The sequence below is a fragment of the Pseudomonas sp. 5C2 genome, from assembly GCF_034314155.1.
In the GTDB taxonomy this organism is placed as follows: Bacteria; Pseudomonadota; Gammaproteobacteria; order Pseudomonadales; family Pseudomonadaceae; genus Aquipseudomonas.
In genome coordinates, this window is record NZ_JAVIWH010000002.1 from 808,499 (window position 1) to 835,227 (window position 26,729).

The following is a 26,729-nucleotide window of genomic DNA, read 5'->3' on the forward strand; positions in this document are numbered from 1 at the left end:
TGACTCCACCCTCGATGATCGCCGGCCCGGTTGAGCCGGCGATCCGTTGATTCAACCCGCTAAAGCTGTTTACCAGGTTGGGTCGAAGTCAGCTTTAGGCACGTCCATTTCGGCCCCCAGCCATTTTTTCTGCAGGCTGGCGAGGCGACCGTCTTCATGCATTTTCAGCATGGCGGCGTTGAGGGCGGCGATCAGGCTGTTGGCGTCGTCATCCTTGCGTCCCAGATAGGCGAAGTAAGATTTCTTGCCGAACGGTGGCATGACCACTTTGTACAAGTTTGATTTCTCGGCCGCGACGTAGGAAATGTTCGGCAGGGAGTTGGCGACTGCAACGATGCGCTTGGCAGCCAGGTCGGCATAGGCTTGGTTGTTATCGACGTACTCGCGGATCGTGACTTTCTCCGGCAGGGTCGCGGCGAAGGATTTGAGTTCTTCGAGCTGTGCCGATCCTTTGCCTGCGCCGACGGTTTTACCAGAGATGTCTTCAGGCTTTTTGATGGTCTCGTCTTTGGCGCCAATCATTAGCGCTACAGTCGCTTCGGCAATCGGCATCACGAAGTGGTAGCGCTCTTTGCGCGCCTTGGTGACGATAATGGGGCCAGCGACCACGTCGAATTTCTTCGCTTCCAGCCCTGGCAATACGCTCGGCCACGGCAGGTCGAGAAATTTGATTTTGACCCCCAGTTCTTTGCCCAGTTGTTCGAACAGTTCGGCGTTCAGGCCTTTCTGTTTACCGTTGTCGGTGAAGTCGAACGGTGCAAATTGCAGTTCGGTGCCCACCACCAGCTCACCGGCTTTTTTCACATCGGCCAGTTGATCGGCATGCGCCGCCAGGGGAGTAACGGCCAGGGCCATGGCGACGCACAGGCCGTTGAATGTCTTACTGAACAGAGAATCGAGTTGCATGGGGTAACTCCTTCATCAGATGCACTGAACGCTGGTGGTTTGTGTCGGTTCTTGTATTGGCTGTGGTGTTGATTTTTATGATCGTTGCGTAAGGGTTATTGCCTATTGCCTATTGCCTATTGCCTATTGCTCAGTGCAGTTAGCGTGCCGTACCTGTATGTACAACCTGAGATGAGCTTCAGCCGAGTATTTTCCCCGGATTGAGAATGCCGTTGGGGTCATAGCAATCCTTGAGCTGCTGCATCGCCTGACGCGCTTCATGGCTGACCGAGTGATGAAGAAATTCACGCTTGAGCAGGCCGATGCCATGTTCAGCGGACACCGATCCGCCCAACTCGCCGACAGCGGTATAGACCAGTTCTTCAATCTCGAAAACAGGCGCTGGCTGTGGCAATGAATCGCAGTCCACGGTCAGGTGCAGGTTGCTGTCGCCGATGTGGCCGAAGTACACGCTGCGGTTACCCGGCCAGCGTTGCTCAAGGCGCTGCCGACACAGCTCGGCGAAGTCGCCGATCTGGCCAATGGGCAGGCTTACATCGAAATTCAACGGCGTCATGCGCAACGGAAATTCACCGGTCGCTTCGCGAATCTTCCACAGTGCGCGGGCTTGGGCCTGTGAGCTGGCCAGCACTGCATCCACCACTTCGCCAGCGTTGATGGCATCTTCCAGGGCCTGTTCCAACCGCTCGCGGGCGGCGGCGGATTCCAGCAGCACGTACAGTGGATAATCCCGCGACATCGGCGCTACCGGACTTTCCAGCCAGGAAACGCCCAAGCAGAAGAAGTCCTGCCACATCAGCTCATAGGCTTGCGGTGTGCCAACGCTGCGTTGTACTCGCCGCAGCAGGCTCACCGCGCTGGCGTAGTCGGGCAGGGCGCACAGCAGGGTCGTGGTTTCACCGGGTAATGGCGCGAGCTTCAAGATGGCGCGGGTGATTACCCCAAGGGTGCCTTCGCTGCCGATGAAGCACTGTTTCAGGTCATAACCGCAGTTGTTCTTGATCATCTTGTTCAGCAGATTGAGCACGCGGCCATCGGCCAAAACCACTTCCAGGCCGAGCACCAAGTCTCGGGTCATGCCATAGCGGATCACGGCATTGCCACCCGCGTTGGTCGCGATATTGCCGCCGATCTGGCATGAGCCTCGGGCACCCAGGTCCAGCGGAAATAGAAAGCCTGCGTCGAGCGCCGCGTGTTGAATTTCTTGCAGGGTGGTGCCTGCCCAGACACTGATGGTGGCGGCGGCGGGGTCGATTTCCTCGATGCCGTGCATCCGCTCCAGGGACAGGGCGATGTCGGTTTCCCGAGGCACCGCGCCGCCGGCCAGCCCGGTCATTCCCCCTTGAGGCACGATCGTTTGCCGCGCTGCGTTGCAAATACGCAAGGCGGCGGCGACGTCCTCAGTGCTCCTTGGCAGCAACACCGCCGCCGGACAGACAGGTGCGTGGCCGGTCCAGTCGCTGTAGTGCCGTTGATTGATCGCGGCGCCCGTGACTACCGCCGCGTCACCCAATGCTGCGCGCAATTGCTCGAGGGTCTGTTGCAAATGAGGCATCGGCCTAGCTCACGGTAAGAGAAGAAAGAGGATTCAGGCGCAACCCGCGACTGTCGAGTTGGCTCAAGTCCGGTTGACCGAGCAACGACAGGGCCAGACGTAACTCTTGTGTCAGCAGATCAAGAGCATGCCCTGCACCGGCCTGGCCGCCGACGGCCACTCCATACAAGGTAGCGCGTCCCAGCAGAACCGCATCCGCAGCAATCGTTGGCAAGCCATATGCTCTTGTCTATACAGGTAAGGCAAGATGCAGGCCAATGCGTCGATTGCAAATCATGAGGGTCGTTCCTTCGCCTGTGTTTATAGAATCAAACAGGATTGCCGGGGTATTCCTGGCAGCTGCTGTCACCGAAAGTTGCACCCATTGAGGTCGTTCCGCCCACTGATGAGGCAAAGGGAAACCAGGTAATTGCTGATGACAAGGCGGCGTTGGTCGTTAGAAAAACAGGCGGTCAGCGTGAGCATGAGGGTTTGCGGAAAAGGACAATGTCGGCGGCACAGTAAATGCTTACACCTGTATATACCGCGCATTCCGCTGTTCGATTGATCCCTCCATTCCAGCCCGGTATAACCCCTGTAAACAGGAGCGAGCATGACCTCTAGCGCTAATCTGCCCTTGATCGATATGTCCGGTGTTCGTGAAGGTGACCAGGCGAGTATTCGCCGGGCCGGTGATGCCATTCGCGTGGCCTGCAGCGAAACCGGCTTCTTCTACATCATCAATCACGGTGTGCCGCAGGAGGTGATTGATCGGGCGATGGCGGCGGCAGCGCAGTTCTTTGCCTACCCGGCCGAGGTCAAGCGGCAGGTGGCGGTGAATAAGCGGCACCGAGGCTGGCATGCGTTGGGCGGAGCGACCATGTATGAGGCGACCAAGCCTGATTTCAAGGAGTTCTTCAGCATCGGGCTGGAACTGCCTGAAGACGATCCGTGTGTGGTAGCTGGAGAGGCTTTACGCGGACCGAACCAATGGCCGGCATTTATGCCGGGGCTGCGCACTGCGCTGGCTGAGTATTACGTCGAAATCGGCAAGGCCGGGGCCGATCTGTTGAAAGCGGTGGCAGCGGGTCTGGGCATAGAACAGGATTTCTTCAACAGCAAGTACCACACACCGCTGCAACGGACTCAGATGGTGTATTACCCACCCCATCCGCCGATGGCCGAAGCCGATCAATTCGGGGTTGCACCGCACACGGATTACGGCTGCATTACGTTGCTGTATCAGGACAACAGCGGGGGCTTGCAGGTGCGTGAGCTGGGCTCTAACCGCTGGATCGATGCCACGCCGATCCCTGGCAGTCTGGTGGTCAACGTCGGCGACCTGCTGGCGCATTGGTCCAACAATCGTTTCCGCTCGACCTTGCATCGAGTGATCAATAAGTCAGGTCATGAACGCTATTCCATCGCGACCTTTTACGACCCGACCTACAGCGCGGTGGTCGATCCCTGTGATTTAGGTATCGATTCGGCATCGAGCCTGTACCCACCCGTCGCAGCGGGGGATTACATCCTCAAGCGGATTGATGATTCGATGGCGTATCGCAAAAAAGTGCAGTAAATCACGTGCCTTTGACGGGTGTCTGGCTTACATAAAAAAGGGGAGTCAGCTCACGCTGACTCCCCTTTGTCTACCGCCAACGACCGTCAGATCACCTGAACAATCGCCTTGGTCACGACGTCGATGTTGCTCTGGTTCAGTGCGGCAACGCAGATCCGGCCGGTGTCGAGGGCGTAGATGCCGAATTCATTGCGCAGGCGATGAACCTGTTCGGTGGTCAGTCCGGAGTAGGAGAACATGCCGCGTTGACGACCGACAAAGCTGAAGTCGTGATCGGTCTGGGCCGCCAGCTTCTCGACCATGGCCTTGCGCATGCCACGAATCCGCAGACGCATTTCGCCCAGTTCCTGCTCCCACATCTCGCGCAGCTCAGGGTTGTTGAGCACCGCAGCGACGATGGTTGCGCCGTGGGTTGGCGGGTTGGAGTAGTTGGTGCGGATTACGCGTTTGACCTGTGACAGAACCCGTGCGGTTTCGTCTTTCGATTCAGTGACGATCGACAACGCGCCAACGCGTTCGCCATACAGCGAGAACGATTTGGAGAACGAGCTGGAGGCGAAAAAGGTCAGGCCCGACTCGGCAAACAGGCGCACTGCGGCGGCGTCTTCTTCGATGCCGTCGCCGAAGCCTTGATACGCCATGTCCAGGAACGGCACGTGGCCTTTGGCTTTGAGCACGTCGAGGACATTTTTCCAGTCCTCAGGGCTCAGGTCGACACCTGTCGGGTTATGGCAGCAGGCGTGCAGGACCACGATCGAACCTGACGGCAGGTTCTGTAAATCTTCGAGCATGCCTGAACGGTTCACGTCATGGCTGGTCGCATCGTAATAACGGTAGTTCTGAACCGGGAAACCAGCGGTCTCGAACAGCGCACGGTGGTTTTCCCAGCTTGGATCGCTGATGGCCACGATCGCGTCGGGCTTGAGTTGCTTGAGGAAGTCGGCACCGATTTTCAATGCACCGGTACCGCCCACGGCCTGAACAGTCAGGGCGCGCCCGGAATCCAGCAACGGCGACTCGGCACCGAACAACAGTTTCTGCACGGCCAGGTCGTAAGCGGCGATGCCATCGATCGGCAAGTAACCGCGTGCGACGTGTTGAGCCACGCGAATGCTCTCAGCTTCGGCGACGGCACGCAGGAGTGGAATTCGCCCCTCTTCGTTGCAGTACACCCCGACCCCCAGGTTGACCTTAAAGGTACGGGTATCGGCATTGAATGCTTCGTTGAGGCCCAGGATTGGATCGCGTGGTGCCATTTCGACAGCGGAGAACAGGCTCATTTTTACGGCAGCTCTGAATGGAGGATTGAAGAGGTACAACGCTCCGGCCGAGTGCACTAGAGCGGTGCGCAAACGGGGACCTAGTATAGAGAGCATCGTTCAGCGCTGCGACAGGCTGAAGCGCGTTTTTCAGAGTTTTTTAGGGTTTTCCACGTTTATTTTTCGACCGTTAGTCAAATTGCAACCGCAATTGTTTTGGGCTTGTAGGATGGGTCGCTTGAAAGGTGATGTCTTTGACTCCATTTATAGTCTCTTCATGTCTTTTCCCGGCGGCATCGGTCGTTCGCGGTTTTCTCGTTTCAGCGCTGTTTTGCAGGCCGGAATGAACCCAGAGGTAGCGTATGTCTGAGTTTGAGCTCGTAACCCGTTTCCAGCCGGCCGGTGATCAGCCGGAAGCTATTCGCTTGATGGTCGAAGGGATCGAGGCCGGGCTGGCGCACCAGACATTGCTCGGCGTAACCGGTTCGGGCAAGACCTTCAGCATCGCCAACGTGATCGCGCAAGTGCAGCGTCCGACCCTGGTGCTGGCGCCGAACAAAACCTTGGCAGCGCAGTTGTATGGTGAGTTCAAGGCGTTCTTTCCGAACAACGCAGTCGAGTATTTCGTTTCTTACTACGATTACTACCAGCCAGAAGCATACGTGCCGTCGTCGGATACGTTTATCGAGAAGGATGCTTCGATCAATGACCACATCGAGCAGATGCGGTTGTCGGCGACCAAGGCGTTGCTGGAGCGCAAGGACGCGATCATCGTCACCACGGTGTCGTGCATCTACGGTTTGGGCAGCCCCGAGACGTATTTGAAGATGGTGCTGCACGTCGATCGTGGTGACAAACTCGATCAGCGCGAGCTGCTTCGGCGTCTGGCTGACTTGCAATACACTCGCAACGACGTGGACTTTGCTCGTGCGACGTTTCGCGTGCGCGGGGACGTGATCGACATCCACCCGGCTGAATCGGACTTCGAAGCGATCCGCATCGAGCTGTTCGACGACGAGGTCGAGAACATTTCGGCCTTCGACCCGCTGACGGGCGCAGTGATTCGCAAACTGCCACGCTTTACGTTCTATCCGAAGAGTCACTACGTAACGCCGCGCGAAACACTGCTGGATGCGATGGAAGGGATCAAGGTCGAGCTTCAGGAGCGGCTGGAGTACCTGCGCAGCAATAACAAGCTGGTGGAAGCGCAACGGCTGGAGCAGCGCACCCGCTTCGATCTGGAGATGATCCTGGAACTGGGCTACTGCAACGGTATCGAAAACTACTCACGCTACCTGTCTGGACGACCTTCCGGTGCGCCGCCGCCGACGTTGTATGACTACTTGCCGGCCGATGCATTGCTGGTGATTGACGAATCCCACGTCAGCGTGCCGCAGGTGGGCGCGATGTATAAGGGGGACCGCTCTCGAAAGGAAACCCTGGTCGAGTATGGCTTCCGTCTGCCGTCGGCTCTGGATAACCGGCCGATGCGCTTCGATGAGTGGGAAAGCGTCAGTCCGCAGACGATTTTCGTCTCGGCCACCCCCGGCAACTATGAGGCGGAGCATGCCGGTCGAGTGATTGAGCAGTTGGTGCGACCTACTGGTCTGGTCGACCCGCAGATCGAGATTCGCCCGGCACTGACTCAGGTCGATGACCTGCTGTCAGAGATCGGCAAGCGTGTGGCCGTGGGGGAACGGGTATTGGTGACCACCTTGACCAAGCGCATGTCCGAAGACCTGACCGATTACCTGGCCGACCATGGTGTTCGGGTGCGTTACCTGCATTCGGATATCGAAACCGTGGAACGGGTCGAAATCATCCGCGATCTGCGTTTGGGTACGTTCGATGTACTCGTGGGCATCAACCTGCTGCGCGAAGGCCTGGACATGCCTGAGGTGTCGCTGGTGGCGATTCTCGACGCTGACAAGGAAGGCTTCCTGCGTTCAGAGCGCTCGCTGATTCAGACCATTGGCCGCGCCGCACGTAACCTCAATGGACGGGCGATTTTGTACGCCGACCGTATCACCGGCTCCATGGAGCGGGCGATTGGCGAAACCGACCGTCGGCGTGACAAGCAGATTGCCTACAACCTGGAACACGGCATCACCCCTAAAGGCGTGTTCAAGGACGTTGCCGACATCATGGAGGGCGCCGTCGTGCCGGGTTCGCGCAGCAAGAAGCGCAAAGGCATGGCCAAGGCCGCCGAAGAGAACGCCAAGTACGAAGCCGAATTGCGCACGCCGGGCGAGATCGGCAAGCGTATTCGTCAATTGGAAGAGAAGATGTACCAACTGGCCCGCGACCTCGAGTTCGAGGCCGCGGCACAGATGCGCGACGAGATCGGCAAGCTGCGTGAGCGGTTGTTGACGGTTTGATGTTGCCCCGGGTCAATGCAGGTGCTGGCACTCTTTAATGCGCCGCCCCGCCCTTGACGCCAACAGGCAGCGCTTTGGTCAGCAGCACGGCGATCATGCTTATCCCTAGTGCGATACCGACGAAATGGAAGGCGTCGTTGTAGGCCATGATGGATGCCTGCTGGTGCGTGATCTCACTGAGTCTGGCCAAGGCGGCTTGTTCGTTGCCCAGCTTGTCGGTGAGCAAGGCCATGCGCTCGGCGACTTGCGGGTTGCTCGGGACAATGGCTTCGCGCAAATAGTCGAAATAGGTCTTGGTCTTGGCATCAAGCAGGGTGGAGAGCAGGGCGATACCAACGGCGCCTCCCAGGTTTCGCAGGATGTTGAACAGGCTCGAGGCTGAGCCCGCGTCCTTCGGCTGGATATAGACGGTGGCGATCAACGAAATGGTAACCATGATCATCGGTTGGCCGAGGGCGCGCACGATCTGGATCTGATTGAGCTGCGGTCCTGCGAAGTCCAGGTTAAGTGCTCCGGACGCGAAGCTGGCAAACCCGAACAGCCCGAAACCGATGGCGCACAGGAGCTTCGGCGGTATCACTTTCATCAGTTGTGGCACCAGCGGGATCAAAAACAACTGCGGAATGCCCATCCACATGATCACTTCGCCGATCTGCTGCGCGTTGTAGCCTTGAATTTGCGCGAGGTACAGCGGCAACAGATAGATCGAACCGTACAAGCCCACACCCATCCCCACGCTGGAGATACTCGACAGGCCAAAATTGCGTTCTCCTAAAATACGCAGGTTGATCAGTGGCTCGGGTTTGGACAGTTGCAGAATCACGAAGGTGATCAGGCTGACCAGGGCGATGCTGCCCAAGCTGACAATCAGGTGGGATTCGAGCCAGTCCTTGCGATGACCTTCCTCCAGAAACACCTGCAGGCAGCCTAGGCCGACCCCCAGGGTAACGATGCCCGCGTAGTCGGTGCTTTTCAGCAGTTCCCAGTGCGAAGCTTTCTTTTCCAGCCCGTAGAGCAAGCCGGCGATCATCAGCAGGCCGGGCGGTATGTTGATGTAGAAAATGTACTGCCAGCCATAGTTCTCTGTCAGCCAGCCGCCCAGTGTCGGGCCGATCGAGGGCGCGAATGTCGCTGTCATCGCAAACAGGGCCATCCCTTTGGCACGATGATGCTCGGGCAGTTTGATCAGGGTCATGGTGAACGCCAGCGGGATCAGCGCGCCACCGGTGAAGCCCTGCAAGGCGCGGAACACGATCATGCTGTCCAGACTCCAGGCCATGGAGCAGAGCATGGAGGACAGCAGAAACCCGCCCGAAACCCAGACCGCCAGGCGTCGCGCTGAGAGCAACTGCACCAGCCAGGCGGTGAGCGGAATCATAATAATTTCCGCCACCAGGTACGAGGTGGAAATCCACGAGCCTTCTTCAAGGGTCGCCGACAGCGCGCCCTGAATGTCCTTGAGCGAAGAGTTGGTGATCTGGATGTCCAGCACCGCCATAAAAGCGCCCAGCATCACGCTCATGACCGCGATCCAGTCCCGTCGGCTTGGCTCGCCAGCGGGGCGGATCAGTTGATCACCGGCCACTGTCAGCGCCGTTTGCCTTGATGTTGACCTTGACTGTCACCGACATGCCGGGGCGGATTTTGCCGTGCAACGGGTTATCGGCGGCAAAGGTCAGCTTCACTGGAATACGCTGTACCACCTTGGTGAAGTTGCCGGTGGCGTTGTCCGGCGGCAGCAGGCTGAATTGCGCACCGGAGGCGGCGAACAGGCTTTCCACCCTGGCGTTGATGGGGGTGTCGGAATAGGCGTCGAAAATCAGTTCGGCTGCTTGTCCTGGCGCCATATGGCCGATCTGGGTTTCCTTGAAGTTGGCCTGAATCCAGATGTCTTCATCCGGCACGATAGACAGCAGGTACGCGCCGACCTGTACATATTGGCCGTTGCGCGCCCCGCGTTGGCCTATCATCCCGCTGAGTGGCGCACGAATCTCGCTGCGTTGCAGGTTGAGTTCAGCTTGGGCAAGGTCGGTGCGGGCATTGGCGATCTGCGCGTCGAGGCGTTTGATTTCCGCCGAAAGGGCGACCACCTGTTGCCGCTGGCCTTGTACTTCGGCCTGGGCCTTGGTGACCTGCGAACGTGCGATATGGCTGTCGGCAGACAGGGTGGTGACGCGCTCTTCGGAAATGTAGCCGGGTTTGCGCAAAGTCTCTGCGCGGTTTAAATCGATTTGTGTGCGTCCGAAGGTTGCTTGACTGGCTGCCACTTGGGCTTCGGCGGACGCAATCATGCTGGCTTGCTGGGTCAACTTGCTGTTTGCCTGAATCCGCTCGGCTTCACGGGTATCGAGCATGGCCTTCGCCCGGTCAACGGCCAGATGGAAGTCAGCGGCATCTAGCTTCACCAACAGTTGACCTTTTTCGACGTGCTGGTTGTCCTGGACCAGAACTTCGTCGACGCGCGCGGCGAGCTGGCTGGAAATTCGGGTGATTTCGCCCTGTACATAGGCGTTGTCGGTGGTTTCATAGAAGCGGCCCTTGAAGTACCACTGGGCAAAAAAGGCGAGGGCGATCAGTAGGGCAATCGTGAAGAAGATGTACAGGCGGCGTTTAAGTTGGGCGGGCATGGGCGTTCTAAATTATTTGAAATGTAAGCAAACTTATCAGTGTTTAATTCTGGCATATAGCCATACGCCAGAATAATGACTGCAGGTGATGTTTGGGTATTCATTTAGTCCGTTATGCCTTGTATCTACCTTCTATGGGGTATGCAGGCGCTCGGCCGTACGTTGATTACGCCCCTGCGCTGGAGCCATGGGGGGTGCGCCTGTTAAGATTCGACGCTTGTTCGACCTATTCGAGATCTTTCATGACCACCGTCCGCACCCGCATCGCGCCATCGCCCACTGGCGACCCCCACGTTGGCACTGCCTACATCGCATTGTTCAATTATTGCTTTGCCAAGCAACACGGTGGCGAGTTCATCCTGCGCATCGAAGACACTGACCAAGTGCGCTCGACACGTGAGTCTGAACAGCAGATTTTCGATGCGTTGCGCTGGTTGGGAATCGAGTGGAGCGAAGGCCCGGATGTCGGTGGTCCTCACGGCCCGTATCGGCAGAGCGAGCGGGGCGACATTTACCAGAAGTATTCCAAGCAGCTGGTCGAGATGGGCTACGCGTTCCCGTGCTTCTGCACCGCGGAAGAGCTCGATCAGATGCGTGCCGAACAGATGGCCCGGGGCGAAACCCCGCGCTACGACGGCCGTGCACTGTTGCTGTCGAAGGAAGAGGTTCAGCGTCGACTGGACGCTGGCGAACCGCATGTAATCCGCATGAAAGTGCCAAGCGAAGGCGTTTGCGTGGTGCCGGACATGCTGCGTGGCGACGTCGAGATCCCGTGGGATCGCATGGACATGCAAGTGTTGATGAAGACCGATGGGTTGCCGACCTATTTTCTGGCCAACGTCGTCGACGACCATCTGATGGGTATCACCCATGTCCTGCGCGGCGAAGAGTGGCTGCCGTCGGCACCTAAACTGATCCTGCTGTACGAGTATTTCGGTTGGGATCAGCCGGAGCTGTGCTACATGCCGCTGCTGCGTAACCCGGACAAGAGCAAGCTGTCCAAGCGCAAGAACCCGACTTCGGTGACGTTCTACGAGCGTATGGGTTTCATGCCTGAAGCCATGCTCAACTACCTGGGTCGCATGGGCTGGTCGATGCCGGACGAGCGCGAGAAGTTCTCGCTGGAAGAAATGGTCGAGCATTTCGACCTGTCGCGGGTTTCCCTGGGCGGGCCGATTTTCGATATCGAGAAGCTGTCCTGGCTCAACGGCCAATGGCTGCGCGAGTTGCCGGTCGAAGAGTTTGCCCGTCGTGTGCAGAATTGGGCGCTGAACCCCGAGTACATGATGAAAATCGCTCCTCACGTTCAGGGGCGCGTAGAAACTTTCAGTCAGATTGCGCCGTTGGCCGGTTTCTTCTTCGCCGGTGGCTTGCAGCTGGATGCCAAACTGTTCGAACACAAAAAACTGTCGCCCGATCAGGTCCGGCAGTTGATGCAGTTGATTCTGTGGAAACTGGAGACTCTGCGCCAGTGGGAAAAAGATCCGATTACAGGCTGCATTCAGGCTGTGGTCGAGCACTTGGAGCTCAAACTGCGCGACGCCATGCCGCTGATGTTTGCTGCAATCACGGGGCAGGCCAGCTCGGTCTCGGTCCTCGACGCGATGGAAATCCTCGGTCCGGACCTGACACGCTTCCGTCTGCGTCAGGCCATCGACTTGCTTGGCGGCGTATCGAAGAAAGAAAACAAGGAATGGGAAAAGCTGTTGGGCGCCATTGCCTGACACGCTCACCAGGCGTTGTGGGTCATTGTGTCTGCCTGGAGTAGGGCGCACAGTGGCCGTTGCGCCCCCGGATTTACGGGGGTTGGACGGTAAGTGATTGTTATGCCGACGAAAAATATTGAAATTTGTTGAAAATATATTTGACAGGTTCCAAGGTCGCGCTTAATATGCGACCCGTCCACAACGTGGGGCTATAGCTCAGCTGGGAGAGCGCTTGCATGGCATGCAAGAGGTCAACGGTTCGATCCCGTTTAGCTCCACCAAATTGTACAATTCAAGGCTTGGCCACGCAGGCCTTGAATCGATCAGGCTCAGTCTGATCACGTTGTATAGAAGGTTTTGCGTCCCCTTCGTCTAGTGGCCTAGGACACCGCCCTTTCACGGCGGTAACAGGGGTTCGAGTCCCCTAGGGGACGCCAGTATCAAGAAGCAGTGCCGCGAGGTATTGCTCCGCCGTGAGGCGAAAAATCCGGGGCTATAGCTCAGCTGGGAGAGCGCTTGCATGGCATGCAAGAGGTCAACGGTTCGATCCCGTTTAGCTCCACCAAATTGTACAGTTCAAGGCTTGGCCACGCAGGCCTTGAATCGATCAGGCTCAGTCTGATCACGTTGTATAGAAGGTTTTGCGTCCCCTTCGTCTAGTGGCCTAGGACACCGCCCTTTCACGGCGGTAACAGGGGTTCGAGTCCCCTAGGGGACGCCACGATTGCCCGTTCTACGGGACCAAGGGTCATTCAATTATTGAATGGCCCTTTTGTTTTTGTGCTGCGTTTTACCCCTCCTGCCGTATTTTCCGTCAACCCCTTCTTGCGCTGTATCGCATTCGTCCTGCCGACCGGCGGCATGACAATCTGCTTGCCAATAAATATTATGGAGATAATATTATATCCATAATATTTGGAGGCGAGCATGAACGATAAAAAGGCGCAAACCCGCGAGCGTATTCTTCAGGCCGCCAGCTCTGCTCTGATCCAGCAGGGTCCGGTTGAGCCGAGTGTCAGCAACGTGATGGGTGCTGCCGGCCTTACGGTGGGTGGTTTTTACGCGCACTTTGAAAGTAAGGATGCCTTGATGCTCGAGGCCTTCAGTCAATTGCTCGGCCAGCGCAGGGCGCTGATGGCGCAAATTGACGAGCACTTGGCTGGCGATGAGCGCCGAGCGCTGGTCGCTGCCTTCTATTTGTCGCGTAAGCATCGGGACGCTACGGAGCATGCCTGTCCGTTGCCATCAACCGTGGGTGAGCTGTCGCGTCTGCCTGACGGTTTTCGTGCGGTATTGGCCGAGCATGTGGAGTTGATGGTGGCGCAATTGGCGGACAGCCCTGAGGACGCCGACAAGGTCCTGGCGGACATGGCATTGATGACCGGTGGTCTGGCCTTGGCGCGCGCTTTAGGCCCTTGCGAATTATCTGACCGGGTGCTCCGGGCCGCAAAGTCGGCGGTACTGTGATCAACGCTGTTTGCAGTGCCAGAATTTAAAACACACAACGCAACGCAGTGGGTTTGCAGGAGAGAAGCGATGAGCAGGTTAGGCTGGATTCGCGGAGTCAATGGCACCTTGGGTCGGCTGGCACCCAGGTTGGTGGCAGCAAAAATGCATCTGGCGTTCACTACCCCGCAGCATCGATTGCCGTCTGACTGGGAGTTGCCAGTCCTGGCCCGTGCCGAGCGCGTGACCTTGCGCTTCGGTCTTTCCGCCTTGCGTTGGGGGGCGGGTCCTACGGTGTTGCTCATGCATGGCTGGGAAGGGCGCCCAACCCAATTCGCCAGTTTGATAGAGGCCTTGGTCACTGCGGGTTATACCGTCGTGGCGCTTGACGGTCCAGGCCATGGACAGTCCCCCGGTCATGAAGCTCATGTGGTGTTGTTTGCCAGGGCGCTGCTGGAAGCTTCGGCAGAGCTTCCGCCACTCAAAGCCGTAATTGGCCATTCCATGGGCGGCGCCAGCGTGCTGCTGGCGACTCAGATGGGCCTGCGCAGCGAAACCCTGGTGAGCATTGCCGCGCCGAGCCGTGTATTGGGGGTGCTGCGTGGTTTTGCGCATCGGGTTGGATTGCCACCTGTTGCGCGCTCTTCGTTCATCAGGCAGTTCGAACGCGAGGTGGGCATGGCGGCGTCTGCGCTGGATGTCAGCCGCTATGAGCTGAATGTGCCAGGCTTGATCGTGCATGCGGAGGATGACCTCATGGTGCCGGTGGACGAAGCGCAACGGATCCACGATGCCTGGTTTGACAGCCGCTTGTTGCTCCTCAAGCAGGGCGGACATCAGCGGGTGCTGGCCGATCCGAAGGTGATCGAGGGCGTGTTGGCGTTGCTGGCCGGCAGCGCACACCCGCAGCGCCAATCTGCCTGAGCTTCCGTTACACTGCTCGCGAGTTGCTCTCCACGTTGGGGCACACATCAAGGAGCGAGCATGAGCTGGGATCTGGCAACGCCATTCGTCATTGACCTGAGTGTGGTGGCTGAAGACATCGATGGGCTGGGTCATGCCAATAATGCGGTGTACGTGACTTGGCTGGAGCGTTGCGCATGGCGACATTCACAACGGCTTGGCCTGGATTTGAGCGAGTACCGTCGAATCGATCGGGCGATGGCGGTGGTCCGGCATGAAATCGACTACCTGGCCAGCGCCTACGAGGACGACGAGCTGCAATTGGCAACCTGGATCGTCGATTGGGATCAACGCCTGAAGATGACCCGCCGTTTTCAGCTCAAGCGGCCAAGTGACGGTCTGACGTTACTGCGCGCGCAAACCACCTTCGTCTGCATCGAACTGTCCAGCGGTAAACCCAAACGTATGCCTGCCGAGTTCATCGAAGGCTATGGTCCGGCGCTGGTCAACCCGCAAGCCTGACGCCAAACGGCGTATAAGCGTTTCCAATCCAGTGGACGCCCCGTAAACTGCCGGACTTTTTTTCGAGTGTGACCCATGCAAATTGCCTTGGCGCCCATGGAGGGGTTGGTCGACGACATCCTGCGCGATGTGCTGACTCAGGTTGGCGGCATCGATTGGTGTGTGACCGAATTCATTCGTGTGTCCGAGCGCCTGATGCCGGCCCACTACTTCTACAAATACGCCTCGGAGTTGCACCAGGGGGCGAAGACCGATGCGGGTGTGCCCTTACGCCTGCAATTGCTGGGTTCCGATCCTGTGTGCCTGGCCGAAAACGCAGCCTATGCCTGTGAGCTGGGTGCCCCCGTGCTGGACCTGAACTTCGGTTGTCCGGCCAAGACCGTCAATCGTTCCCGTGGCGGCGCGATCCTGCTCAAAGAGCCGGAGTTGCTGCACAGCATCGTCAACCATGTACGGCGCGCTGTGCCTGCGCATATCCCGGTGACGGCGAAAATGCGTCTGGGTTATGAAAGCCCGGAGGGCGCTCTCGATTGCGCCCGGGCACTGGCCGATGGTGGTGCGGAGCAGATTGTGGTCCATGCTCGGACCAAGGTCGATGGCTACAAACCGCCAGCGCACTGGGAATGGATCGCGCGTATCCAGGAAGTGGTCAAGGTCCCGGTCGTTGCCAACGGCGAAATCTGGACCGTTGACGACTGGCGACGCTGCCGGGAAATATGTGGCGCCCGAGACATCATGATCGGTCGCGGGTTGGTCGCGCGCCCTGATCTGGCCCGGCAAATTGCGGCTGCCGAGGCGGGCGAAGACGTGATCGAGATGACCTGGACGCAACTGCAGCCCTTCCTGCAAGACTTCTGGCAACAGGCGTTGAACAAAATGACCCCGATTCAGGCCCCCGGCCGTTTGAAGCAATGGCTGGCGCTGCTGACCAAAAGCTATCCCGAGGCGACAACGCTGTTTAACACCCTGCGGCGTGAGACCGATTGCGAGCGGATCGGACAGTTGATTGGATTTGTTCACAGCGAGGCGGCTTGAAATCATTCTGGCTCAAGAAAGGCGCCCTGATCGGCGCCTTTCTTGTTTATGGGCTTATGGCGGCCAAACTCATGGCTCTTGTTCCTGACTCAGCATCCCCATAAACCCCTCCAGCGGCAGCGCCTCGCTGAACAAATACCCTTGATATAAATGGCAACCCAATTGTTCGAGAAACCTCAGTTGTTCCGGTTTTTCCACGCCCTCGGCGATCACTGCCAGGTTCAGACTCTGGGCCATGGCCACGATGGCGCGGATGATTTCGGCGTCGTTGGGGTCAGTGGTTGCATCGCGCACGAACGATTGATCGATTTTGAGCGCGTCCACCGGCAAGCGCTTGAGATAGGTCAGCGACGAGTAACCCGTGCCAAAATCATCCATCGCGAAGCTGACGCCCATTTTCTTCAAGCGACGCATTTTGGCGATGGTGTCGTCCAGGTTCTGGATTACGATGCCTTCGGTGATCTCCAGCTTGAGAAGCCGGCTGGGTAGGCGATGAACGCGCAGGCTACGTTCGACGCGCTCGACGAAGTCATTCTGGCGAAACTGCCGGGGACTGATGTTGACGCACATGCTGAAATCATCCGCGTCGATCAACGCTTCCCTTAATAGCTGTCCGCCTGCCTTGCACGCTTCATCAAGAATCCAGCTACCGACTTCCAGAATCATTCCGCTTTCTTCCAGCACCTGAATGAAGTGACTCGGTGCCATCGCGCCCAATTGCGGACGCTGCCAGCGCAGCAACGCTTCGGCACCGACGATGCGGTTGTCTCGTGCGTCCACCTGAGGCTGGTAGTGTAAGCTGAACTCGCCGCGGGGCAGGGCCAGGCGTAAATCGTTTTCCAGGCTCAGGCGCTCACTGGCGGCTTTCTGCATGGTGCTGTGGAACAGTTGTGTGGTGTTGCGCCCAGAATCCTTGGCCCGGTACAAGGCAATGTCCGCACGCTTGAGCAGGTCAGCCGGGGTTGACCCATGATCGGGGATCAAGGCCACGCCAATGCTCGGTGTCACCTGCAGACGTTGACCGTCGAGGAACATCGGCTCTGCCAGTAACTCACGCAGGGTGTCAGCCAGGCCGCGTACCTGATGGGTGACTTCGGCCCGCGTGCCTTCCAGTCCGGTGATCAGGACCACGAATTCATCGCCGCCCAGACGCGCCACCGTATCTTCGGTGCGCACGCTGGCCTCCAGGCGTGCGGTGATGACCTTCAACACGCTGTCACCGACCGGGTGACCGAGAGAGTCGTTGATGTGCTTGAAGTGGTCGAGGTCGAGAAACAATAGCGCGCCCCGCAGGTTATGACGTTTGAGCAGGGCAATCTGCTGGCTTAGACGATCCATCAGCAACGCGCGATTGGGCAGGTCGGTCAGCGGGTCGTGGTAGGCCAGGTGCTGAATCTGCGCCTGAGCGTTCTTCAATTGGCTGATGTCGCGGGCAGTCATCAGCAGGCACGGCGTTTCATTCAGGGTGATGGGCTCCACTGACACATCAACCGTCAGCATGTCTCCATTTTTATTGCGTGCCAGCATTTCCCGGTGATGGACGCGGCCTTGGTCCTGTAAATCACTGATTATCAGGCTGCGCTGCGCCGGTTCAGCCCAGATGCCCACGTCGTAGGCAGTGCGTCCTATCACCTCTTTGGAGCTGTAGCCGGTCAACCGGCAGAAACCGTCGTTGACCTCAAGGTAGCAACCCGAATCGCGCTCGGTGATGGTGATGGCGTCGGGGCTGGAGTGGAACGCTTTGGCAAACTTCTCTTCGCTGGCCTTGAGCGCCGCTTCGGCACGTTGCTGTTGGGTGATGTCGCGCAGGGTGGTAACAATGCACGGTTGTTCGTCGACCACGATCAAGCGGCTGGAGATGACGCAGGTCAGCAGTTCGCCTTCCTTGTTCTTCAGCAGCACCTCAAGATTGTCCAGGCCCTTGTCGCGGATGATTTGCTTGTTGCGTTGCTGGCGTTTTAACGGGTCCGCCCAAAAACTGATATCCGTAACGTTCAGGCCGATGATTTCATCGGCTTTCCAGCCAAATGTCTGGGTGAAACTGGGGTTGATCTCGACGAATTGGCCGGTCTCGAAATGGGTGACACATACCGGGTCAGGGCTGGCTTGAAACAGGCTGGCGAACTTCTCCTCTGAACTGCTCAGGCGTTGCTCGCGCTCGACCTGGTCGCTGATGTCCAGCAACGTACCGGCCATGCGCAGCGGTTCGCCGTTTGCATCACGGTAGAGCCGGGCGCGGCTTTCGAGAAAGCGCGAAGTGCCGTTCTCCAGCTGAATGCGGTAGGTGATCTGATAATTGCCCGCCGGGCCTTCGCGCAGGCTGCGATAGGCCTGACGCATGTGGTCTCGGTCTTTGCCGGGCACACCCTCGAAAAAGGCATCGAATGATTCGTGAAAAGGCTCCGGTGCCAGGCCGTGCAACTGCGCGGCTCGGGCTGACCCATACAACATGCCGGTGGGGATGTGCCAGTCCCACGTGCCCAGTTGCGCCGAATCCAGTGCCAGGTCCAGACGCTCCTGACTTTCTTTGAGGGCCAGTTCGGCACGCTTGTGTTCGGTGTTGTCCAGAAAAGTGCTGAGAAGATAGGCGCAGTTATCCAGCACGATCTTCTGTGCGCAGAGCGTGCCATCGTGAACCCGGCCATTGCTGGCGTGCAATTGCACCTCAAGGGTAACGGGTTTGGGTTCGCCCTTGACCATGTCGTGAACCTGTTGACGTTGTGCCGGAACAGCCCATAGCCCGATTTCCACGCTGGTACGGCCCAGAATATCTTTGATTGGCCAGCCCAGCAGGCTTTCGAAATGTCGATTGGCCTCACAGATAAGGCCGTCTTCCAGCCGGGTCAGAAGGACTACATTGGGACTGAGGTTATACAGAGTCTCAAAGCGTTTTTCCGACTCGCTGGAGTCGGTGACCTGGTGAAACGCCGGGAGTAGGAGGCCGTCAGCTGTTTTGGGCATCGGTCAACAAGCCTTGAGAAAGTGGGCAAAGACGTTGATTGTTTTAAGCGCTTTTATGCTCGGAGACTACGTTATTTGCGCATCCAGTAATGCCATGAATGCTCGTGCGGCATTGGAGAGTGTCCTTTCAGTGTGCACAATGTAGCCTAGCTGGCGAGTGAGCTGAATGCCCGGCAAAGGGATGCGCGCTACTTGATCATCAAGCATGGTGCGTGGCAAGACGCTCCAGGCCAGGCCAATGGAGACCATCATTTTGATGGTCTCCATATAGTTGGTGCTCATGGCGATGTTCGGTTTCAGGCCTTGAGCTTCGCACAGGCGGCTGACGATGTGATGGGTGAATGTATTTTCTCCGGGAAACACCGCTGGATAGCGCGCTATATCCATCAGGCTTACAGCGCCGCTGTTGGCCAAGGGATGTTCTGGGGCTGCGACGAAATCCAGTGGGTCGTCCCAGACCACTACCGCCTTGACCAGCGTATGCGGTTGCGGAGCGAGGGTGATCACCGCCAGTTCGGCGCGCCCATGGAGGATTTCATCGTAGGCCACTTCCGAGTCGAGAAACTGGATGTCCAGCGCGACCTCGGGGTATCGCCGTGTGAACTCGCGCAATAAGGGAGGCAGGCGATGCAGGCCGATGTGGTGGCTGGTTGCCAGGGTCAGGCGTCCGCTGATCTCGCCGCTGAGGTTAGTCAATGCGCGGCGAGTGTCGTCCAGCACGCTAAGGATTTGATAGGCTCTGGGCAGCAGTGCCCGGCCAGCCTCGGTCAGGCTGACTTCACGACCCAGTCGGTCGAACAGCCGAACCTTGAGTTGCTGCTCCAGACCGGCAATTCGTTTACTGATCGCTGGCTGGGTCAGATGCAAGCGTTCCCCTGCCGCTGAGAAGCCTCCTGTCTCGGCAATGGCAATAAACGCGTTGAGATTGGCTAGATCCATTTTAGGATTCCAATTGGTTATCCAAAGCATAAAAAATATGAATTTGAGTTATTTAATCATACCCCATAGGATCTTCCTCACAAGCCAAAGGGTTATTGAGCCACGTCATCGATAACCGGCATAGAAACAAGCTGATGAGGAAACGTCTGATGGCCGGCAAAACGCTCTACGACAAGCTCTGGGATTCGCATTTGGTCAAACAGCGCGACGATGGTTCGGCGCTGATTTATATCGACCGTCACATCATTCACGAAGTGACCTCGCCGCAAGCCTTCGAGGGTCTGCGTCTGGCCGGGCGCAAGCCATGGCGGATCGATGCCAACATTGCCACTCCAGACCATAACGTGCCGACGACACCGGAGCGTAAAGGCGGGATTGAGGCCATCGTCGATCAAGTGTCTCGTCTGCAGGTGCAGACCCTTGACGACAACTGCGATGAATATGGCATTACCGAATTCAAGATGAATGACCCACGTCAGGGCATCGTTCACGTCATTGGCCCTGAGCAAGGCGCTACGTTGCCGGGTATGACCGTGGTCTGCGGCGATTCGCACACCTCGACTCACGGTGCGTTTGGCGCGTTGGCCCATGGCATCGGCACTTCCGAGGTCGAGCATGTGCTCGCTACGCAGTGCCTGGTCGCCCAGAAAATGAAAAACATGTTGGTGTCGGTCGAAGGCACATTGCCGTTTGGCGTCACGGCCAAAGACATCGTTCTTGCTGTTATCGGCAAGATCGGTACGGCGGGCGGCAATGGTCATGCTATCGAGTTCGCAGGCAGCGCGATTCGCGACCTGTCCGTCGAAGGGCGTATGACCATCTGCAACATGTCCATCGAAGCCGGCGCTCGCGTGGGCCTGGTGGCGACTGATGAAAAAACGGTCGCTTACGTGAAGGGTCGTCCGTTTGCCCCTAAAGGTGCGGAGTGGGACTTGGCTGTCGAAGCCTGGAAGGACCTGGTGTCCGATGCCGACGCCACCTTCGATACCGTGATCAAGCTCGATGCCGCTCAGATCAAGCCGCAAGTCAGTTGGGGCACTTCACCGGAAATGGTGTTGGCCGTCGATCAAAACGTGCCTGACCCGGCCAAAGAAACCGATCTGGTCAAGCGGGGTTCTATCGAGCGCGCGTTGAAGTACATGGGCTTGCATGCCAATCAGGCGATCACTGACATTCAGCTGGATCGTGTGTTTATCGGCTCCTGCACCAACTCGCGGATCGAAGACTTGCGTGCTGCGGCAGAGATCGCCAAAGGCCGCAAAGTTGCTTCCACCGTCAAACAGGCCATCGTGGTGCCAGGCTCGGGTCTGGTGAAGGCGCAGGCGGAAAAAGAAGGGCTGGACAAGATTTTCATCGAGGCCGGTTTTGAATGGCGTGAACCGGGCTGCTCGATGTGCCTGGCGATGAACCCGGACCGTTTGGAGTCCGGCGAGCATTGCGCGTCCACATCCAACCGTAACTTCGAAGGCCGTCAAGGCGCCGGTGGCCGTACTCACCTGGTCAGCCCTGCCATGGCGGCAGCGGCGGCGGTCAACGGTCGATTCGTCGACGTTCGTGACTTGATCCAACACTAAGGAGCCCAGCATGAAAGCATTTACTCAGCACACCGGCCTCGTCGCTCCTTTGGATCGTGCCAACGTCGACACTGATCAGATCATTCCCAAACAGTTTCTCAAATCGATCAAACGCACGGGCTTTGGTCCTAATCTGTTTGACGAGTGGCGCTATCTGGATGTGGGGCAACCTTATCAGGACAACTCCAAGCGTCCATTGAACAAGGATTTCGTGCTCAATAACGCGCGTTATCAAGGTGCCAGCGTATTACTGGCTCGCGAGAATTTTGGCTGCGGTTCCAGCCGTGAACACGCGCCTTGGGCGCTGGAAGAATATGGCTTTCGCAGCATCATTGCGCCGAGCTATGCCGACATCTTCTTCAACAACAGCTTCAAGAACGGTCTGCTGCCGATCATCCTCAGCGATGCGGAGGTCGATGAGTTGTTCGAACAGGTCGAGGCCACGCCGGGTTATCAATTGAACGTTGATCTGGTGGCGCAGACCGTGACCCGTCCTGACGGCAAAGTCTTGAGCTTCGAGATCGATGCGTTCCGCAAGCACTGCCTGCTCAACGGCCTGGACGACATTGGTCTGACGCTGATGGATGGCGAGGCGATTGCCCGCTTCGAAAGCATGCATCGCGCCAGCCAGCCGTGGTTGTTTCGCGACTGATTGATAGACCGCGTCAAGCTGACCGCGGGCAAGCCCGCTTCTGCAGAATGCGTACTGTTCTTGTAGGAGCGGGCTTGCCCGCGATAGCGTCCCGACAGTCGAAGCCTATTAAGGAACTCCATGATGACCCACACCGCGCACACCCAAGTCGTCCAGCGTCAATTCGGTGAACAGGCAGCGGCCTATCTGAGCAGTGCTGTGCACGCTCAAGGCACCGAGTTCGCGTTGCTACAGGCAGAAGTGGCCGGGCGTGGCGATGCGCGAGTGCTGGATCTGGGCTGTGGCGCCGGTCATGTGAGTTTTAATGTGGCGTCGTCGGTGGGCGAGGTGGTGGCTTACGACCTGTCGCAGCAGATGCTCGATGTGGTCGCCAGCGCGGCGGTAGAGCGTGGACTGAGCAACGTGCAAACGGTCTGTGGGGCCGCCGAGCGCCTTCCGTTCGAGGACGGCGAGTTCGATTTTGTGTTCAGCCGTTACTCGGCGCATCACTGGAGCGATCTGGGCCTGGCCCTCCGTGAAGTGCGACGCGTGCTGAAACCGGGTGGCGTTGCGGCGTTTATCGACGTCATGTCGCCAGGCAGTCCGCTGTTCGATACGTATCTGCAAAGTGTTGAAGTGCTGCGCGACACCAGCCACGTCCGCGACTATTCTGCGGGTGAGTGGTTGCGCCATGTCAGCGAGGCCGGGTTATTCACCCGCAGTCACAGCCGTCAGCGCTTGCACCTGGAGTACAGTTCGTGGGTCGAGCGTATGCGCACGCCACAGGTGTTGCGTGTCGCGATTCGTGAGTTGCAGGAGGCAATGGGTGCAGAAGTGCGCGAGTATTTTGAGATCACTGACGACGGCTCCTTCAGCACCGATGTGCTGGTGTTGTGGGCAGAACGTTAGTCTTGTTGCTTCTATAAAAAGCAGTGATGGTTCTTTTTGCAGGCGCACGATCACGCGCCGTTTAAATGGATTGAGGAACGTATGAGCAAGCAGATTCTGATTCTCCCAGGTGATGGTATCGGTCCGGAAATCATGGCCGAAGCGGTCAAGGTGCTGGAGTTGGTCAATGACAAGTTTCAGTTGGGCTTCGTGCTCAGCCATGACCTGATCGGTGGCGCGGCCATCGACAAGTATGGCGTGCCTTTGGCCGATGAAACCCTGGCCCGCGCCCGCGCTGCCGATGCTGTGCTGCTCGGTGCCGTCGGTGGCCCGAAATGGGACACGCTGGACCGTGCAATTCGTCCGGAAAAAGGCCTGCTGAAGATTCGCTCCGAGCTGAAACTGTTCGGCAACCTGCGGCCAGCCATTCTGTATCCGCAATTGGCTGAAGCGTCCACCTTGAAACCGGAAGTGGTGTCGGGCCTGGACATCCTGATCGTTCGTGAGCTGACCGGCGGTATCTACTTCGGTACGCCACGGGGTATTCGTACCCTCGACAACGGCGAGCGCGAGGGTTACAACACTCTCCCGTACAGCGAGAGCGAAATCCGTCGTATCGCCCGTGTAGGCTTTGACATGGCCCGGCTTCGCAGCAAGAAACTGTGCTCGGTGGACAAAGCCAACGTCATGGAATCCAGCCAGCTCTGGCGTGAAGTGGTCGAACAGGTCGCCAAGGATTATCCTGATGTCGAGCTGAGCCACATGTACGTCGACAACGCGGCGATGCAACTGGTACGTGCACCCAAGCAGTTCGATGTGATCGTCACCGATAACCTGTTCGGCGATATTCTGTCAGACGAGGCTTCGATGCTCACCGGTTCTATCGGCATGCTGCCTTCGGCGTCGCTGGATGCCAACAGTAAGGGCATGTACGAACCCTGCCACGGCTCGGCTCCAGACATCGCAGGGCAGGGCATTGCCAACCCGCTGGCAACGATTCTGTCGGTCGCGATGATGCTGCGTTACAGCTTCAATCAGCTGGCTGCTGCTGAGGCGATCGAACGGGCTGTGAGCCTGGTACTGGATCAAGGTTTGCGTACCGGCGACATCTGGTCGATTGGTAACGCCAAAGTAGGTACGCAGGAAATGGGCGAGGCCGTAGTCGCCGCGCTGCTCAATCTGTAATATCTCGGGCCCGCTCTTATCGGAGCGGCCCACTTTTTCGTTAAAGGTGCAGTTGCGATGAAACGTGTAGGTCTGATCGGTTGGCGCGGTATGGTCGGTTCCGTGCTCATGCAGCGGATGCTGGAAGAGCAGGATTTTGATCTGATCGAGCCGGTGTTCTTCACCACGTCCAACGTCGGTGGCCAAGGCCCGGCCGTGGGCAAGGATATTGCGCCCCTGAAGGACGCTTACAGCATCGAAGAACTCAAAACCCTCGACGTGGTTCTGACCTGTCAGGGTGGCGACTACACCAATGAGGTCTTCCCGAAACTGCGCGAAGCCGGCTGGCAGGGGTACTGGATCGATGCCGCTTCCAGCCTGCGTATGCAGGATGACGCGGTAATCGTGCTGGACCCGGTAAACCGCAAGGTGATCGACCAGCAGCTCGATGCCGGGACCAAAAACTTCATTGGCGGCAACTGCACGGTCAGCCTGATGCTGATGGGCCTGGGCGGTTTGTTCGAAGCCGGTCTGGTGGAGTGGATGAACGTCATGACGTATCAGGCGGCCTCCGGTGCCGGCGCGCAGAACATGCGTGAACTGATCAAGCAGATGGGTGCTACTCACGCTGCCGTGGCCGACGACTTGGCCAACCCGGCCAGCGCGATCCTCGACATCGACCGCAAGGTTGCCGAAGCCATGCGCAGCGAAGCCTTCCCGACTGAGAACTTCGGCGTGCCATTGGCCGGCAGTTTGATTCCGTGGATCGACAAAGAGTTGCCGAACGGTCAGAGCCGTGAAGAGTGGAAAGGCCAGGCCGAGACCAACAAGATCCTGGGTCGCTTCAAGAACCCGATCCCGGTCGATGGTATCTGCGTGCGCATCGGCTCCATGCGTTGCCACAGCCAGGCGCTGACCATCAAGCTGAACAAGGATGTGCCAATCGCCGACATCGAAGGCATGATCAGCCAGCACAACCCATGGGTGAAGCTGGTACCGAACCACCGTGAAGCGAGCATTCAAGAGCTGAGCCCAACGGCGGTAACCGGGACAATGAGCATTCCGGTGGGACGTCTGCGCAAGCTGAACATGGGCTCGCAATACTTGGGCGCGTTCACTGTTGGCGACCAGTTGCTCTGGGGTGCCGCCGAACCGCTGCGTCGTATGTTGCGGATTCTGCTGGAACGTTAATGCGTTGGCTGTTTCAAAAAAAACCGCTTCTCGTTTGAGAAGCGGTTTTTTATTGCGCGTGTGAAAGCGTAGCGAGCGAATTCATTCGGGAAGGCGTGGTGCCAGGCTTGCCGCGGTCAAGCGGTCCTTGCTCCATCGCTTGCCAAGCGCGATGCCGCGCAGTTCGATGTGGCGATAGCTCAGCACCGAAACAGCCAGCACCGCCGCCACTTCAATGACCATCAGTAGATTGTCGAGTGCCATGCTGCCGGTATCGATATAGCGGATAACCACGCCAACGATTTCGCTGGGTAGGTCTATCAGCAGCGGCAGGTGGGTAAGCTTGGCGACAATCATCACCCCGATCGACATCGCGAAAATCACCGCTGCGTGGGTCATATAGATAGAAAACGACAGCATGCCAAGCCAGGTGAACAGAGATTTTCGCAGCAGCGTCGACACCCAGCCGGCTTCGAACGCAAACACCCAGATCGCCACGCAGAACAGCAGGCTCAGGAGAATATCCTGGGGCGTATCGCTGTAAATCATGATCAGGTAGATCACACCCAGAACCAGCACCTCAAGCGCGCTGCCAAGCAGTGGACTCAGGTGCAGGCTTGGCAGTTTTGCGTATACCCGGTAAGTAACGCCCCCCGCAAAAAAACAGCCCAGACCTTTCAGCGCATTGTCCGTTACCAGCGTGCTCTTGAAGTAGAGCGCGAGGAAAGCGAGTACCGCGATGGCTACGAAAACCTTGCGCGCCTGCGTCGGCAAGGCCAGGGCGATCAGGCCGAAGATCAGGTACAGGTAGTATTCGACGCTGATGCTCCACGACGGATAGTTGAACGACAGCGCGTTGAAACTCGGCCACCAGGACTGAATCAACAGCAGGTTCGGCACAATCTCGTCGGGCGCCCGGGCGCCGGTGAAGCTCGGGGCGTTGAAGGACATCCCGTAGCGCTCGACCACGACTTTCAATACTTCGAAGCCGATGAATACCGCCAGCATCACCACGTGCAGCGGGTACAGGCGGCAGGTGCGAGTGATCACGAAACGGCGCAACTGCTCGACCGAGCCCAACCGGTTCGCATAGGTGTGATAAAGCACAAAGCCGCTGAGGACGAAGAAGAACTCGACGAGGTAGTTAGCGTTCTTGAAAAACGTCAGTTCAGTAAAGCTGCGCAGCGCGTGGGAGTGATGCATCACCACCGCCAAGGCACACAGACCGCGAAAACTATCGAGCACCAGAAATCGCTTCATGGCAGTTGTCCTTGCAGATGAGAAGTGGGTCTGACGACTTTTTTGGCAACGCGGCAATGGCCGCACAAACGCAATGCGCACGGCATGACCACAACCCTGGAAACCTGTGCGCGACAAAGCGTCAACAGGCCAGAGACAGAGAACACACGGGGAGGGAACGGGCGAAGAATTTAAGGATAGTTACCACCCTCGGCGCAGGGGCCGATTGGAGGGTGGATCAACTTGGGGAATGCTTGGGCAGTATGCC

At 57.9% G+C, this 26,729-nt stretch carries 20 protein-coding genes, 4 tRNA genes and 1 pseudogene; 16 read left to right on the forward strand and 9 right to left on the reverse strand.

Features of this window, described 5'->3' with window-relative positions:
- Positions 1-69: 69 nt before the first annotated feature.
- From RGU44_RS04410 to RGU44_RS04420, 3 genes are all read right to left on the reverse strand, one after another.
- Entirely contained in the window at positions 70-906 is an 837-nt protein-coding gene (locus RGU44_RS04410; RefSeq protein ID WP_322215842.1) for a transporter substrate-binding domain-containing protein, read from the reverse strand.
- A 178-nt stretch (positions 907-1,084) separates the two neighbouring features.
- On the reverse strand, positions 1,085-2,461 hold the full coding sequence (locus RGU44_RS04415; protein WP_322215844.1) for an FAD-binding oxidoreductase: 1,377 nt from the start codon (positions 2,459-2,461) through the stop codon (positions 1,085-1,087).
- A gap of 4 nt (positions 2,462-2,465) precedes the next feature.
- Positions 2,466-2,675: an alpha-hydroxy-acid oxidizing protein gene (locus RGU44_RS04420; RefSeq protein WP_322179580.1), complete on the reverse strand. Its 210-nt coding sequence runs from the start codon at positions 2,673-2,675 to the stop codon at positions 2,466-2,468.
- A gap of 378 nt (positions 2,676-3,053) precedes the next feature.
- On the opposite strand from RGU44_RS04420, the gene RGU44_RS04425 reads away from it, so the two are divergent.
- Positions 3,054-4,019, forward strand: coding sequence for an isopenicillin N synthase family dioxygenase (locus RGU44_RS04425; protein ID WP_322215846.1), 966 nt, complete (start codon positions 3,054-3,056; stop codon positions 4,017-4,019).
- A gap of 86 nt (positions 4,020-4,105) precedes the next feature.
- On the opposite strand, the gene RGU44_RS04430 is transcribed toward RGU44_RS04425, so the two are convergent.
- Positions 4,106-5,299, reverse strand: coding sequence for an amino acid aminotransferase (locus tag RGU44_RS04430; protein ID WP_322179578.1), 1,194 nt, complete (start codon positions 5,297-5,299; stop codon positions 4,106-4,108).
- A 341-nt stretch (positions 5,300-5,640) separates the two neighbouring features.
- On the opposite strand from RGU44_RS04430, the gene uvrB reads away from it, so the two are divergent.
- Entirely contained in the window at positions 5,641-7,656 is a 2,016-nt protein-coding gene (gene uvrB / locus RGU44_RS04435) for an excinuclease ABC subunit UvrB (protein ID WP_322179577.1), read from the forward strand.
- Positions 7,657-7,690: 34 nt separating this feature from the next.
- Here the strand turns inward: uvrB and RGU44_RS04440 are convergent, their stop codons facing one another.
- Entirely contained in the window at positions 7,691-9,178 is a 1,488-nt protein-coding gene (locus RGU44_RS04440; protein ID WP_322215848.1) for an MDR family MFS transporter, read from the reverse strand.
- A gap of 52 nt (positions 9,179-9,230) precedes the next feature.
- Positions 9,231-10,283 (reverse strand): HlyD family secretion protein, encoded by a 1,053-nt coding sequence (locus tag RGU44_RS04445; protein WP_322215850.1) that lies wholly within the window; start codon positions 10,281-10,283, stop codon positions 9,231-9,233.
- A 242-nt stretch (positions 10,284-10,525) separates the two neighbouring features.
- Between RGU44_RS04445 and gltX the strand changes: the two genes are divergently transcribed.
- From gltX to RGU44_RS04490, 9 genes are all read left to right on the forward strand, one after another.
- Positions 10,526-12,007 carry a glutamate--tRNA ligase gene (gltX, locus tag RGU44_RS04450; protein WP_322179574.1) on the forward strand — a complete coding sequence of 494 codons (1,482 nt, stop codon included), beginning with the start codon at positions 10,526-10,528 and terminating at the stop codon, positions 12,005-12,007.
- A gap of 187 nt (positions 12,008-12,194) precedes the next feature.
- Positions 12,195-12,270 (forward strand) — tRNA-Ala (locus tag RGU44_RS04455).
- Positions 12,271-12,350: 80 nt separating this feature from the next.
- Positions 12,351-12,426: transfer RNA gene (locus RGU44_RS04460), tRNA-Glu, on the forward strand.
- Between the two features lie 52 nt (positions 12,427-12,478).
- Positions 12,479-12,554, forward strand: a tRNA-Ala gene (locus RGU44_RS04465).
- 80 nt (positions 12,555-12,634) lie between these two features.
- Positions 12,635-12,710: transfer RNA gene (locus RGU44_RS04470), tRNA-Glu, on the forward strand.
- 206 nt (positions 12,711-12,916) lie between these two features.
- A complete protein-coding gene (locus tag RGU44_RS04475; protein ID WP_322179573.1) occupies positions 12,917-13,456 on the forward strand; it encodes a TetR/AcrR family transcriptional regulator in 540 nt (179 codons plus the stop codon).
- A gap of 69 nt (positions 13,457-13,525) precedes the next feature.
- Positions 13,526-14,359 carry an alpha/beta fold hydrolase gene (locus RGU44_RS04480; protein ID WP_322215852.1) on the forward strand — a complete coding sequence of 278 codons (834 nt, stop codon included), beginning with the start codon at positions 13,526-13,528 and terminating at the stop codon, positions 14,357-14,359.
- Between the two features lie 60 nt (positions 14,360-14,419).
- Complete coding sequence (locus RGU44_RS04485; protein WP_322179571.1) at positions 14,420-14,860, forward strand: thioesterase family protein; 441 nt, start codon at positions 14,420-14,422, stop codon at positions 14,858-14,860.
- Between the two features lie 75 nt (positions 14,861-14,935).
- Positions 14,936-15,895, forward strand: coding sequence for a tRNA dihydrouridine synthase (locus tag RGU44_RS04490; RefSeq protein WP_322179570.1), 960 nt, complete (start codon positions 14,936-14,938; stop codon positions 15,893-15,895).
- Between the two features lie 69 nt (positions 15,896-15,964).
- Here the strand turns inward: RGU44_RS04490 and RGU44_RS04495 are convergent.
- Both RGU44_RS04495 and RGU44_RS04500 read right to left on the reverse strand, forming a co-directional pair.
- Positions 15,965-18,793: pseudogene (locus RGU44_RS04495) on the reverse strand (EAL domain-containing protein); the annotation flags it as partial.
- A 129-nt stretch (positions 18,794-18,922) separates the two neighbouring features.
- Positions 18,923-19,795 (reverse strand): LysR family transcriptional regulator, encoded by an 873-nt coding sequence (locus tag RGU44_RS04500; protein ID WP_322179569.1) that lies wholly within the window; start codon positions 19,793-19,795, stop codon positions 18,923-18,925.
- 149 nt (positions 19,796-19,944) lie between these two features.
- Here RGU44_RS04500 and leuC point away from each other — a divergent pair, with 149 nt between their 5' ends.
- From leuC to asd, 5 genes are all read left to right on the forward strand, one after another.
- Positions 19,945-21,369, forward strand: a complete 1,425-nt coding sequence (gene leuC / locus RGU44_RS04505) for a 3-isopropylmalate dehydratase large subunit (protein WP_322179568.1) — start codon at positions 19,945-19,947, stop codon at positions 21,367-21,369.
- A gap of 10 nt (positions 21,370-21,379) precedes the next feature.
- Positions 21,380-22,021, forward strand: a complete 642-nt coding sequence (gene leuD / locus RGU44_RS04510; RefSeq protein WP_322179567.1) for a 3-isopropylmalate dehydratase small subunit — start codon at positions 21,380-21,382, stop codon at positions 22,019-22,021.
- A 123-nt stretch (positions 22,022-22,144) separates the two neighbouring features.
- The gene (locus RGU44_RS04515) at positions 22,145-22,909 is read left to right on the forward strand and encodes a class I SAM-dependent methyltransferase (protein ID WP_322179566.1); all 765 of its coding nucleotides are present in this window, start codon (positions 22,145-22,147) and stop codon (positions 22,907-22,909) included.
- A gap of 81 nt (positions 22,910-22,990) precedes the next feature.
- Positions 22,991-24,073, forward strand: a complete 1,083-nt coding sequence (gene leuB, locus RGU44_RS04520; protein WP_322179565.1) for a 3-isopropylmalate dehydrogenase — start codon at positions 22,991-22,993, stop codon at positions 24,071-24,073.
- Positions 24,074-24,130: 57 nt separating this feature from the next.
- Positions 24,131-25,243 carry an aspartate-semialdehyde dehydrogenase gene (gene asd, locus RGU44_RS04525; protein ID WP_219060782.1) on the forward strand — a complete coding sequence of 371 codons (1,113 nt, stop codon included), beginning with the start codon at positions 24,131-24,133 and terminating at the stop codon, positions 25,241-25,243.
- An 81-nt stretch (positions 25,244-25,324) separates the two neighbouring features.
- Here asd and RGU44_RS04530 read toward each other — a convergent pair whose 3' ends face one another.
- Positions 25,325-26,482: an acyltransferase gene (locus RGU44_RS04530; protein WP_322179564.1), complete on the reverse strand. Its 1,158-nt coding sequence runs from the start codon at positions 26,480-26,482 to the stop codon at positions 25,325-25,327.
- Positions 26,483-26,729 lie beyond the last annotated feature (247 nt).

What these genes read in the sequence shown, in the direction of transcription:
- gltX (WP_322179574.1), top strand. Translation starts at nt 10,526, where the DNA reads ATGACCACCGTCCGCACCCGCATCGCGCCATCGCCCACTGGCGACCCC.
- RGU44_RS04410 (WP_322215842.1), bottom strand. Translation starts at nt 906, where the DNA reads ATGCAACTCGATTCTCTGTTCAGTAAGACATTCAACGGCCTGTGCGTC.
- RGU44_RS04445 (WP_322215850.1), bottom strand. Translation starts at nt 10,283, where the DNA reads ATGCCCGCCCAACTTAAACGCCGCCTGTACATCTTCTTCACGATTGCC.
- RGU44_RS04515 (WP_322179566.1), top strand. Translation starts at nt 22,145, where the DNA reads ATGACCCACACCGCGCACACCCAAGTCGTCCAGCGTCAATTCGGTGAA.
- RGU44_RS04485 (WP_322179571.1), top strand. Translation starts at nt 14,420, where the DNA reads ATGAGCTGGGATCTGGCAACGCCATTCGTCATTGACCTGAGTGTGGTG.
- RGU44_RS04430 (WP_322179578.1), bottom strand. Translation starts at nt 5,299, where the DNA reads ATGAGCCTGTTCTCCGCTGTCGAAATGGCACCACGCGATCCAATCCTG.
- RGU44_RS04415 (WP_322215844.1), bottom strand. Translation starts at nt 2,461, where the DNA reads ATGCCTCATTTGCAACAGACCCTCGAGCAATTGCGCGCAGCATTGGGT.
- RGU44_RS04500 (WP_322179569.1), bottom strand. Translation starts at nt 19,795, where the DNA reads ATGGATCTAGCCAATCTCAACGCGTTTATTGCCATTGCCGAGACAGGA.
- leuB (WP_322179565.1), top strand. Translation starts at nt 22,991, where the DNA reads ATGAGCAAGCAGATTCTGATTCTCCCAGGTGATGGTATCGGTCCGGAA.
- RGU44_RS04440 (WP_322215848.1), bottom strand. Translation starts at nt 9,178, where the DNA reads ATGAGCGTGATGCTGGGCGCTTTTATGGCGGTGCTGGACATCCAGATC.
- RGU44_RS04475 (WP_322179573.1), top strand. Translation starts at nt 12,917, where the DNA reads ATGAACGATAAAAAGGCGCAAACCCGCGAGCGTATTCTTCAGGCCGCC.
- RGU44_RS04530 (WP_322179564.1), bottom strand. Translation starts at nt 26,482, where the DNA reads ATGAAGCGATTTCTGGTGCTCGATAGTTTTCGCGGTCTGTGTGCCTTG.
- leuC (WP_322179568.1), top strand. Translation starts at nt 19,945, where the DNA reads ATGGCCGGCAAAACGCTCTACGACAAGCTCTGGGATTCGCATTTGGTC.
- uvrB (WP_322179577.1), top strand. Translation starts at nt 5,641, where the DNA reads ATGTCTGAGTTTGAGCTCGTAACCCGTTTCCAGCCGGCCGGTGATCAG.
- RGU44_RS04490 (WP_322179570.1), top strand. Translation starts at nt 14,936, where the DNA reads ATGCAAATTGCCTTGGCGCCCATGGAGGGGTTGGTCGACGACATCCTG.
- RGU44_RS04480 (WP_322215852.1), top strand. Translation starts at nt 13,526, where the DNA reads ATGAGCAGGTTAGGCTGGATTCGCGGAGTCAATGGCACCTTGGGTCGG.
- asd (WP_219060782.1), top strand. Translation starts at nt 24,131, where the DNA reads ATGAAACGTGTAGGTCTGATCGGTTGGCGCGGTATGGTCGGTTCCGTG.
- RGU44_RS04425 (WP_322215846.1), top strand. Translation starts at nt 3,054, where the DNA reads ATGACCTCTAGCGCTAATCTGCCCTTGATCGATATGTCCGGTGTTCGT.
- leuD (WP_322179567.1), top strand. Translation starts at nt 21,380, where the DNA reads ATGAAAGCATTTACTCAGCACACCGGCCTCGTCGCTCCTTTGGATCGT.